Annotated in this window: 11 protein-coding genes; 1 reads left to right on the top strand and 10 read right to left on the bottom strand. The window is 66.4% G+C overall.

Going from position 1 to position 10,104, the window contains the following annotated elements; genetic code table 11:
- Positions 1–359: 359 nt before the first annotated feature.
- Genes rfbD through rfbB form a run of 4 tightly spaced genes read right to left on the bottom strand, consistent with a single transcriptional unit; the run spans position 360 to position 3,754 of the window.
- Positions 360–1,259 (bottom strand): dTDP-4-dehydrorhamnose reductase, encoded by a 900-nt coding sequence (gene rfbD, locus G3N64_RS07730; protein WP_205783267.1) that lies wholly within the window; start codon positions 1,257–1,259, stop codon positions 360–362.
- Positions 1,252–1,803 carry a dTDP-4-dehydrorhamnose 3,5-epimerase gene (rfbC, locus tag G3N64_RS07735; protein ID WP_205783268.1) on the bottom strand — a complete coding sequence of 184 codons (552 nt, stop codon included), beginning with the start codon at positions 1,801–1,803 and terminating at the stop codon, positions 1,252–1,254. The genes rfbD and rfbC overlap by 8 nt, the downstream gene beginning before the upstream one ends.
- Positions 1,788–2,681 carry a glucose-1-phosphate thymidylyltransferase RfbA gene (gene rfbA, locus G3N64_RS07740; protein ID WP_205783270.1) on the bottom strand — a complete coding sequence of 298 codons (894 nt, stop codon included), beginning with the start codon at positions 2,679–2,681 and terminating at the stop codon, positions 1,788–1,790. Before rfbA ends, rfbC begins: the two co-directional genes overlap by 16 nt.
- Before the next feature lie 11 nt (positions 2,682–2,692).
- Entirely contained in the window at positions 2,693–3,754 is a 1,062-nt protein-coding gene (gene rfbB / locus G3N64_RS07745; protein WP_205783272.1) for a dTDP-glucose 4,6-dehydratase, read from the bottom strand.
- Positions 3,755–4,097: 343 nt separating this feature from the next.
- On the opposite strand from rfbB, the gene G3N64_RS07750 reads away from it, so the two are divergent.
- Positions 4,098–4,937, top strand: coding sequence for a symmetrical bis(5'-nucleosyl)-tetraphosphatase (locus G3N64_RS07750; RefSeq protein WP_205783274.1), 840 nt, complete (start codon positions 4,098–4,100; stop codon positions 4,935–4,937).
- 32 nt (positions 4,938–4,969) lie between these two features.
- Here G3N64_RS07750 and G3N64_RS07755 read toward each other — a convergent pair whose 3' ends face one another.
- The 6 genes from G3N64_RS07755 to G3N64_RS07780 form a co-directional block, all read right to left on the bottom strand.
- Positions 4,970–5,827: a lysophospholipid acyltransferase family protein gene (locus G3N64_RS07755; RefSeq protein WP_205783276.1), complete on the bottom strand. Its 858-nt coding sequence runs from the start codon at positions 5,825–5,827 to the stop codon at positions 4,970–4,972.
- Between the two features lie 19 nt (positions 5,828–5,846).
- Complete coding sequence (locus G3N64_RS07760; protein ID WP_205783278.1) at positions 5,847–7,124, bottom strand: dihydroorotase; 1,278 nt, start codon at positions 7,122–7,124, stop codon at positions 5,847–5,849.
- A gap of 61 nt (positions 7,125–7,185) precedes the next feature.
- Positions 7,186–8,217, bottom strand: a complete 1,032-nt coding sequence (locus tag G3N64_RS07765) for an aspartate carbamoyltransferase catalytic subunit (RefSeq protein WP_006476735.1) — start codon at positions 8,215–8,217, stop codon at positions 7,186–7,188.
- Between the two features lie 73 nt (positions 8,218–8,290).
- Positions 8,291–8,803, bottom strand: coding sequence for a bifunctional pyr operon transcriptional regulator/uracil phosphoribosyltransferase PyrR (gene pyrR / locus G3N64_RS07770; RefSeq protein WP_205783280.1), 513 nt, complete (start codon positions 8,801–8,803; stop codon positions 8,291–8,293).
- The gene (ruvX, locus tag G3N64_RS07775; RefSeq protein ID WP_205783282.1) at positions 8,790–9,239 is read right to left on the bottom strand and encodes a Holliday junction resolvase RuvX; all 450 of its coding nucleotides are present in this window, start codon (positions 9,237–9,239) and stop codon (positions 8,790–8,792) included. Before ruvX ends, pyrR begins: the two co-directional genes overlap by 14 nt.
- Entirely contained in the window at positions 9,236–9,814 is a 579-nt protein-coding gene (locus G3N64_RS07780; RefSeq protein WP_011351143.1) for a YqgE/AlgH family protein, read from the bottom strand. Before G3N64_RS07780 ends, ruvX begins: the two co-directional genes overlap by 4 nt.
- Positions 9,815–10,104: the final 290 nt, after the last annotated feature.

The raw sequence follows: 10,104 nt of genomic DNA on the forward strand, positions 1-10,104 counted from the left end.
TTACATCCATACACCCGCCGGCGTGGTTGCCAGCCGGTCATGCAAGACCCGGCCGGAACAGGATTATAGCCGGCACCACTCCACCCGAAAACGGCGGTCGACCCGGGACGGCCGCCAGGCAAGGCCCGAACGCGCCTGCAGCGCGATCGTCGTACCCTGCCTCGATACTGATCGGCGACCACACCACCGGGTCGGGCGCCCGAACGTTACCGCTCGGTCACATTCAACTCGCTGAACTTGCCGGAACGGTTGCCAGCGTCAAGCCAGGCGACGCCCGCCCGGGCCGGGAACCTGACACCGCGATCGTTATCCGGACCTTCGCTTGCTCGACGGTCGGCTCGCCCCGGAGCGGGTCGTGATCATTCGGCCAGACACAGCGCCAGCGCATCGCGCCAGTCAGGCATCCGCAGTCCGAACGTCGCGCCCAGCTTGTCCAGCGCCAGTCTCGAATTCGCAGGCCGCTTCGCCGGTGTCGGATAGTCGCTCGACGCGATCGGCACGACTTTCGGCGCATGGGACGCCATGGCGGCCGCGAAGATGGCTTCGGCAAAACCGCACCACGACGTCGCGCCGGCCGAGGTCAGGTGATAGACGCCGGAGCGGCGAGCCCACCAGTCGGTGTCGGTCGATGCCGCGCCCTGCGCGACGATGTGCGCCGTGGCTGCGGCAATGGTCTTCGACCACGTCGGTGCGCCGACCTGATCCGCGACGATCCGCAGTTCCGGTCGCTCGGCGCCCAGCTTCAGCATCGTCAGCAGGAAGTTCCTGCCGCGCCGGCCGTACACCCAGCTCGTTCGCAGGATCAGATGCGCGCACCCGGTCGCCGCAATCGCCAGTTCGCCGTCACGCTTGGTCGCGCCATAAACGTTGGCGGGATTGGTCGCATCGGTTTCCGCGTACGCCTCCGTGTTCGTGCCGTCGAACACATAGTCGGTCGAATAGTGAATGAGCGCGCCGCCACTGCGCGCCATCTCTTCCGCGAACACGCGCGGCAGGTCGATATTCAGGCGGCGCGCGGCGTCGACATCGGTCTCTGCCTGGTCCACCGCCGTATACGCCGCCGGGTTCACGATCAGCGACGGCTTCACGTCACGCACGAACGCGCGCACACGATCGGGATCGGACAGATCGAGCGTCGCCCGGTCGCACGGCACCACGCGGCCGAGCCCCTGCAGCGTCCGCAACAACTCGAAGCCGATCTGACCGTTTACGCCTGTCACGAGGATCGTCGGCGCGGTGTTCCTGTCGCCTTTATGCATAGACGTCGGACTCGCTTAGGCGCTTGCCAGCCGCGTCCTTCGGCGCCAGGACAGGTTCGCCGTTGATCGGCCATGCGATACCAATCTCCGGATCGTTCCAGACGATGCTGCGCTCGTGCTCGGGAAACCAGTAGTCGGTGGTCTTGTAAAGGAATTGCGCGGCCTCCGACAACACGACGAAACCATGCGCGAAACCGGGCGGCACCCACATCTGGCGATGATTGTCTGCCGACAGGACCACACCAACCCACTTGCCGAAATGCGGCGAACTACGGCGGATGTCGACTGCAACGTCGAACACCTCGCCTTCGATCACGCGCACGAGCTTGCCCTGCGCGTGCTCGATCTGGTAGTGCAGCCCGCGCAGCACGCCCTTCGCCGACCGCGAGTGGTTGTCCTGAACGAATGCGACATCGACTCCGACAAGTTGCGTGAACTCGCGCTCGTTGAAGCTCTCGTAAAAATAGCCGCGCGCGTCGCCGAAAACCTTCGGCTCAATGAGCTTGACGTCCGGGAGTGCCGTCGCCGTTACGTGGATTGCCATGCGACCTGATTGGTGAGTAGGTTCCGGAGATACTGCCCGTAGGCATTCTTCGCGAGCGGCTGTGCCAGTTTCAGCACCTGCTCTGCGTCGATCCAGTTACGGCGGTACGCGATCTCCTCGGGACAAGCGACCACGAGCCCCTGGCGCTTCTGCAGCGTCGCGATGAACGTCGCCGCCTCGATCAGCGAATCGTGCGTACCTGTATCGAGCCACGCGTAGCCGCGCCCCATGATCTCGACATTCAATGCACCGTCCGCGAGATACCGCGAATTGACATCGGTGATTTCCAGTTCACCGCGCGCCGACGGCTTGATGTCTGCCGCGATGTCGCACACGCGGTTGTCATAGAAGTACAGCCCCGTGACCGCATACTGCGAACGTGGCTTCGCGGGCTTCTCCTCGATCGACAACGCGCGGAAGTTCCGGTCGAACTCCACCACGCCGTAACGCTCGGGATCTTGGACGTGATAAGCGAACACGGTCGCGCCTGCATCGCGCTCGTTCGCGCGCTCGAGTTGCTTCGCGAGATCGTGCCCGTAGAAAATGTTGTCTCCGAGGATGAGCGCCGACGGATCGTTGCCAACGAAGTCCCGGCCGATAACGAAAGCCTGCGCGAGCCCGTCCGGCGATGGCTGCGTCGCGTACTCGATATTCATACCCCACTGGCTGCCGTCGCGAAGCATCGACTCGAAGCGCGGTGTGTCGTGCGGTGTCGAGATGATCAGCACGTCCCGAATGCCAGCGACCATCAGCGTCGACAGCGGATAGTAGATCATCGGCTTGTCGTACACCGGCAGCAACTGCTTCGATACCGCGTGCGTGATCGGATAGAGCCGTGTGCCTGAACCACCGGCAAGAATGATGCCCTTGCGTGTCATCGCCGCTCCTGTCAAACGCGCTCTGCGTAGTTGGTCTCGACCCACTTGCGATATTCGCCCGAAGCCACCTCGTCGGACCACGCCTGGTTGTCGAGATACCAGGCGACGGTTTTCGCGAGGCCGGTCGCGAACGTCTCGGCCGGCTTCCAGCCGAGCTCGCGCTCGAGCTTGCGCGCGTCGATCGCGTAACGGCGATCGTGCCCCGGACGATCCTTCACGTACGTAATCTGGTCCCGATACGAGCCTTGCGCCTTGGGTCGCGCGTTGTCGAGCAAATCGCACAGCGTATGCACGACGTCGAGGTTCGTCATTTCGTTCCAGCCCCCGACGTTGTAGGTCTCGCCCGGTGTGCCGCGCGCGAGCACTTCGCGGATCGCGCTGCAGTGATCGCCGACGTACAGCCAGTCGCGCACGTTCTGGCCATCGCCGTAGACGGGTAGCGGCTTGCCGGCAAGTGCATTCGCAATCATCAGCGGAATGAGCTTTTCGGGGAACTGATACGGACCGTAGTTGTTCGAACAGTTCGTCGTCAGCGACGGCAGGCCATACGTATGATGGTAAGCGCGTACCAGATGATCTGAGCCGGCTTTCGTCGCCGAGTACGGGCTATTGGGCGCATACGGCGTTGCTTCGGAGAACTGTGGATCCGTTGGGGACAGCGAACCGAACACTTCGTCGGTCGACACGTGCAGGAAGCGGAAGGCCGTCCGCTCCGCATCGGGCAACGCACTCCAGTATTGACGTGCGGCCTCAAGCAACGTAAAGGTACCGACCACATTGGTCTGAACGAACTCGGCCGGACCGTGAATCGAGCGATCGACATGGCTTTCCGCCGCGAAATGCAGAATTGCGCGCGGCCGATGTGTGGCCAACAACGCGTCGAGCGCCGCACGGTCGCAGACGTCGACGCGGGCGAATACGTGCTTCGAGCTCCCGATCAGCGATTGAAGCGTGCGAAGGTTGCCTGCGTAGGTTAGCTTATCGACGTTGAGCACGGCCTCGTCGGATTGACGCAGCCAGTCGATTACGAAATTGGCACCGATAAAACCCGCACCGCCCGTCACGAGAATCATGAGGCTCCCTCTAGTCGTACATGGCATGCCTCAGACGCGAGCCGCCACGAATTCCGAACGCGACGACGTCGCCGTACGCGCCCCCCAAGGCGGGCATTCTAACTGCTGACCGTAACCGTCAAAGTCATGAAATGCTAATTTTGTTGCGGCGCGGTCGATTATAAGAAGCGACTCTGCTCGAAAGCCACGTCGCTAACAACTTGATACAGTGCTCCGGACCTGCGACGCCAAAAAAATTCCATTAAAATCAATGTGTTAAAATACAACACAAGCGCCTGCAGCCACACTGCGGCGATCACTTCCATTTCCATCTCGCGTCAAGATTTGTAACAACTTGCCTCTCATGATCGCTACCCCCATCGCCATCGGCGACATCCAAGGCTGCCACTCCGCTTTCCAGTCTCTGCTCGAAAAACTGTCCGCCCCCGCCGACACCCCGCTATGGATCGCCGGCGACGTCGTCAACCGCGGCCCGGACTCCCTCGCCGCGCTGCGCGCGCTGGTCGACCTCGGCCCGCGCGCGACCGTCGTGCTCGGTAATCACGACCTCCACCTGCTTGCGGTCTCCGCCGGCCTGCGCACCGAACGCCCCGGCGACACCATCGGCGAGATCCTCGACGCACCCGACGCCGACGCGCTGCTCGACTGGGTTCGCCACCGCCCGTTCGTGCATGCGGAGGACGGGATGCTGCTTGTCCACGCGGGCGTGCTGCCGCAGTGGGATGCCACGCTGGTACTGGAGCTCGCCGACGAACTCCAGCGCGCGCTGCGCGCGCCCGACTGGCGCGACACGCTGCAGAAACTGTACGGCAACGAGCCGAATCAATGGAGCCCGGATCTGAAGAAACGCGACCGGATGCGCGTCGCGTTCAACGCGTTCACGCGCATCCGCTTCTGCACGCCCGACGGTGCGATGGAATTCAGGGCAAACGGCGGCCCCGACAGCGCGCCACCCGGCTACCTGCCGTGGTTCGACGTACCGGGGCGCCGCACGGAGGACGTGACGGTCGTGTTCGGGCACTGGGCCGCGCTCGGCCTGATGCTGCGCGAGAACGTCGTCGCGCTCGATTCGGGATGTGTGTGGGGCAACCAGCTGTCAGCCGTGCGGCTAACGGCCGATCCGGCGCAGCGCACGGTCACGCAGGTGCAGTGCGAAGCGTGCCTCGCGCCGGGCGGAGAGTGATAACGGCCTGATTCGCGGGGCCGGGAAGCGCATCAACCCTCGCGCCCCGGCACCGGCGCGTCGGCCGCCTCGCCGCCTGCCGCACCGGCGCCGAGCTCGGTCGCCGGATACGCATGCTTCTGCAATTCCGCGAGCGACTCGGCCGTCGGCTTGCCGACCTTCTCCTGCAGCGTCGCGAGCGCAGCCCCGATCGCGTCGCGCGCCGCCGCGGACGTCGCCCGCCGGTCACCGCCCGGCGCGATCGGTTCACACACGTAAAGATGCGCGACGATCGGGCCGCCGCGCAACACCATGTCGAGCGACTTGCCGAGCGCCAGCTCGCCCGTGTAGGCCGGCGCGACCGACTGCCGCCCCTGCGCGTCCTCGTACATCAGGCAGATCGGCTGCACCGCGCAGCCGGCCGACACCGCGGACTGGAACAGGTTCGCATGGAACGGCAGCAGTTCCTGCCCGTCGGTCGTCGTCCCTTCCGGAAACACGCACATCAGCCCGCCGTTGCGCAGGCGCTCGGCCATCTCGTGCATGACCCGCATCGCCTCGGTGCGCTTCTCGCGCTGCAGGAACACGGTGTCGAGCTTCTCGGCGAGCCAGCCGACGACCGGCCACTGCCGCACCTCGGCCTTCGACACGAACGGCGTCGGCCGCCACGCGTTGATCGTGTAGATATCGAGCCACGACACGTGATTGCCGACCACGAGCGCGCTCGCGTCGAGCCGCGCGCCGTCGTGATGGACGACGAGGCGCATCCCGCAGATCCGCAGCAGCTTGAGCGACCAGCGGCGTATCATCTCGGCGCGCCGCGCGGGCGTGACGTGCGAAAAACGCAGCGCGACGATCGCCATGCCGCGCAACAGGTGAAAGACGAGACGCAGCTTGCGAAGGGCAATCATGGCGAAGGTCCGGCGTGGTTCAGGGGCGCTCGAACGCGATCTGCCCGGCGACGAACGTCGTGCGCACGCAGGCGGGCAGTTCGTAGCCGAGGAACGGCGAGTTGTGGCCCTGGCTCTTCAGCGCACGGGGCTCGACGCGCCAGTGCGCACGCGGGTCGAACACGCACAGGTCGGCCGCACCGCCTTCGGCCAGGCGGCCGGCCGGCAGCTTCAGCACGTCGGCCGGTGCGGACGTGATGCGGCGCAGCGCCTGCGCAAGCGGCGTGCGCGTCTCGTCCGCCCACTTCAACGTCAGCGACAGCAGCAGTTCGAGCCCCGTCGCGCCCGGCGTCGCTTCGCCGAACGGCAGCAGTTTCTCGTCGTCGTCGACCGGCGTGTGGTCGGAGCAGATCGCGTCGATCGTGCCATCGGCGAGCGCCACGCGAATCGCTTCGCGATCGCGCTCGCTGCGCAGCGGCGGATCGAGCCGGAACTGCGAATCGAAGTAGCCGATGTCGACGTCGATCAGGTGCAGGTGATTCACGCCGACGTCGCAGGTCACGGGCAGCCCCTCGGCCTTCGCCGCGCGCACGAGCGCGAGGCCGGCCGCCGACGACAGCCGCGCGAGGTGCACGCTTGCGCCCGTCACGCGCATCAGTTCGAAGATCGTGTGCAGCGCGATCGTCTCGGCCGCGACCGGCACGCCGGACAGCCCGAGCCGCGACGCCAGCGCGCCGCTCGCGGCGACGCCGCCGCGGCCGATGAATGCGTCTTGCGGGCGCAGCCACGTGGTGTAGCCGTAGGTGCTCGCGTACTGCAGCGCACGCAGCAGCACCTGCGTGTCGCGCACCGGCACGTTGGCATGCGTGAAGCCGACGCAGCCGGACTCGGTCAGCGCGACCATCTCGGTGATCACTTCCCCCTTGAGGCCGATCGTCAGCGCGCCGAGCGGATGCACGTTGGCCTGGTGCAGGTTGCGCGCGCGGAACTTGAGCATCTCGACGAGGCCCGGCTCGTCGAGCACGGGGTCGGTATCCGGCGGGCACACGAGGGTCGTGACGCCGCCCGCAACGGCTGCGGCCATCTCGGACGCGAGCGTCGCCTTGTGCTCGTAGCCGGGCTCGCGCAGCCGCGCGCACAGGTCGACGAGGCCGGGCGCGACGATCAGGCCCGATGCGTCGATCGTCCTGTCCGCGTTGAAACCGGCCGGCGCCGCGCCGAGCGCGGCGATCTTGCCGTCCGCGACGAAAACGTCGGCCTGCTGCTCGGTGCCGGCGACCGGGTCGATCAGCGTGCCGCCTTGGATATGAATCTTCATGCGCTGTCTGTGAATACGTTGAATGCGTTGAATGCCTGAATGAGGATGCGCGAAAGCGGGCTCAGTCGCTGTTGCCGGCGACGATGCCCATCACCGCCATCCGCACGGCGATGCCGAACGTGACCTGGTTGAGGATCACCGATTGCGGGCCATCGGCGACCTGCGAATCGATCTCGACGCCGCGGTTCATCGGGCCCGGGTGCATCACGATCGCGTCGGGCGCGGCCAGCGCGAGGCGCTCGGGCGTCAGGCCCCAGGTCTTGAAGTATTCCTGCGCGGACGGCAGCAGCGCGCCGCTCATCCGCTCGTTCTGCAGGCGCAGCATGATGATCACGTCGACGCCCTTCAGCCCTTCGTCGAGGTTGTGGAACACCTTCACGCCCATCTGCTCGAGGCCGCCCGGCAGCAGCGTGCGCGGGCCGATCGCGCGCACTTCCGGCACGCCGAGCGTGGTGAGCGCGTGAATGTCGGAGCGCGCGACGCGCGAATGCAGGATATCGCCGACGATCGCCACGCGCAGCTTCGTGAAGTCGCGCTTGTAGTGACGGATCGTGTACATGTCGAGCAGGCCCTGCGTCGGGTGCGCATGGCGGCCGTCGCCGGCGTTGATCACGTGCACGTGCGGTGCGCAGTGCTCGGCGATCAGGTACGGCGCGCCGCTCGACGCGTGACGCACGACGAACAGGTCGGCATGCATCGCCGACAGGTTGTTGATCGTGTCGAGCAGCGATTCGCCCTTGCTCGTCGACGACGCATTGATGTTCAGGTTCAGCACATCGGCCGACAGGCGCGTCGCGGCGATCTCGAAGGTCGTGCGCGTGCGCGTCGAGTTCTCGAAGAACAGGTTGAACACGGACTTGCCGCGCAGCAGCGGCACCTTCTTCACTTCACGGTCCGTCACGCTGACGAACTGCTCGGCCGTATCGAGGATGTGGTTGACGATCGAGCGCGGCAGGCCCTCGATCGACAGCAGGTGCTTCAGCTCGCCGTTTTTCGTGAGCTGCGGGTTGCCCTTCAGGAAACCGTAGCGGAACCGGTCGGGGCTCGCGGCCGCAGCGGGATTGCCGGTGCGGCCAGTGGTGTCGGTGGTCATGGTGTGCGTGATTCCAACTATGCAAACGGGCCGCGGTGCAAACCAGCGGCCCGGGATACGGTTCGCGTGTCGTTCAGGCGCCGTGCGCCTCGACGCGCAGCGTGAACTGCGCATCGTCGCGCGCGAGCACGAGCGTCGCGTCGGCCGGCACGTCGAGCGTGCCGCCCGCGAAGCGCGCGGCGACCGGCAGTTCGCGGCCGCCGCGATCGGCGAGCACCGCGAGCTCGACCGCGGCCGGACGGCCGTAGTCGAACAGCTCGTTGAGCGCCGCACGCACGGTGCGCCCGGTGTACAGCACATCGTCGACGAGCACGATGCGCGCGCCGTCGACCTCGAACGGCAGCGACGTCGGGCTGGCCTGGCTGTGCAGCCCCTTCTTCGCGTAATCGTCGCGGTGCAGCGCGACGTTCACGACGCCGAACGCCGGCGCGCCGAGATCGCGCGCGAGGCGCTCGACGATCCATGCGCCGCCGCTGTGAATGCCGGCGAGCCGCGGGCCGCCCGGTTCGGCGAAAGCCGTGCCGTACGCGGCGCGGATCTGGTCGAGCAGGACGCGGTAAAGCGCCTCGGCGTCAATGGTGCTCATGGTCGGACAATTGATCGAGATACTGTTGAAGGATGACGCGCGCGGCCTCGGCATCGAGCACCTCGGCCCGGGCGCGGCCGCGCACGTTGCGCTCGCGCAGCCCGGCCTCGGCCTCGACCGACGAATAGCGCTCGTCGACCCACGTGACGGGCAGCCCGAAGCGGCCGTTCAGCTGATTGCCGAAGCGCTTCGCCTGCTGCGTCATGTCGTGCGGCGTGCCGTCCGGATGCATCGGCAGGCCGACGACGAGCGCGTCCGGCCGCCATTCGGCCAGCAGGTCGCCAACCGCCTTGAAGCGGTGTTCGCGGTTCAGGTTCTGGATCACGACGAGCGCACGGGCCGAGCGCGTCAGCGCATTGCCGATCGCGACGCCGATACGCTTTTCGCCGTAGTCGAACGCGAGGAGCGTCGCATCGCGCGCGCTCGCGCCACTCATGCGTGCCCTGCTTCGCCGGACAGCATCGACGAGCTGACGCCGAGCAGGCCGAGTGCGGCTTCGAAGCGCTCTTCCGCCGGCGTGTCGAACACGATGCGCGGATCGGCGGCCACGGTCAGCCAGCCGTTGCGGGAAATTTCTTCCTCGAGCTGCCCGGCCCCCCAGCCCGCATGGCCGAGCGTCAGCAGGAAGCGCTTCGGGCCGGTGCCCGTCGCGACCGCCTCGAGCACGTCCTTCGACGTGGTCATCTCCAGTCCGCCCTCGACGGACATCGACGAGTTGTAGCTCGCGCCCTCGACCGGCTCGTGCAGCACGAAACCGCGCTCGGTCTGGACCGGGCCGCCGAAGTACACGGGGATGTGCAGCAGCGGCTCGATGTCGAGCTTCAGGTCGATGCGGTTGAACAGCGATTCGAGGTCGATGTCGGTAGGACGATTGATGACGAGGCCGAGCGCACCGCGCTCGCTGTGATCGCAAAGATAGACCACCGTTCCCGAGAACGTCGGATCGGCCATGTTCGGCATGGCGATCAGGAACTGGTTGGTGAGATTGATGCGATCGGAAGGCTTTGACATGGTTTGAATTTTAGCAAAGACGCCGCGGCCTGACCGGGCCGCGATCAACAAGCAACGCCGCACCGCGCTGGCAACGGCGCGCACGGATCACATGGCACTCTAACACGCGCGCGGGCGCTGTCGGCAGCGTGTTGCGGGCCCGCGCGACAAGGGCTGCCGCCACGTGTTCGTCCCCTTGTTCGTCAGGCCCGGCCGAGCGCCGCGCCGAGCGCGCCGGACGCCGCGGTGAGGTCCGGCGGCGCCACGCCGGCCGCGATCTTCAGCAGCGCCGCGCGCAGCATGTCGGATGC

The organism is Burkholderia sp. Ac-20344, assembly GCF_017104975.1.
Classification (GTDB): domain Bacteria; phylum Pseudomonadota; class Gammaproteobacteria; order Burkholderiales; family Burkholderiaceae; genus Burkholderia.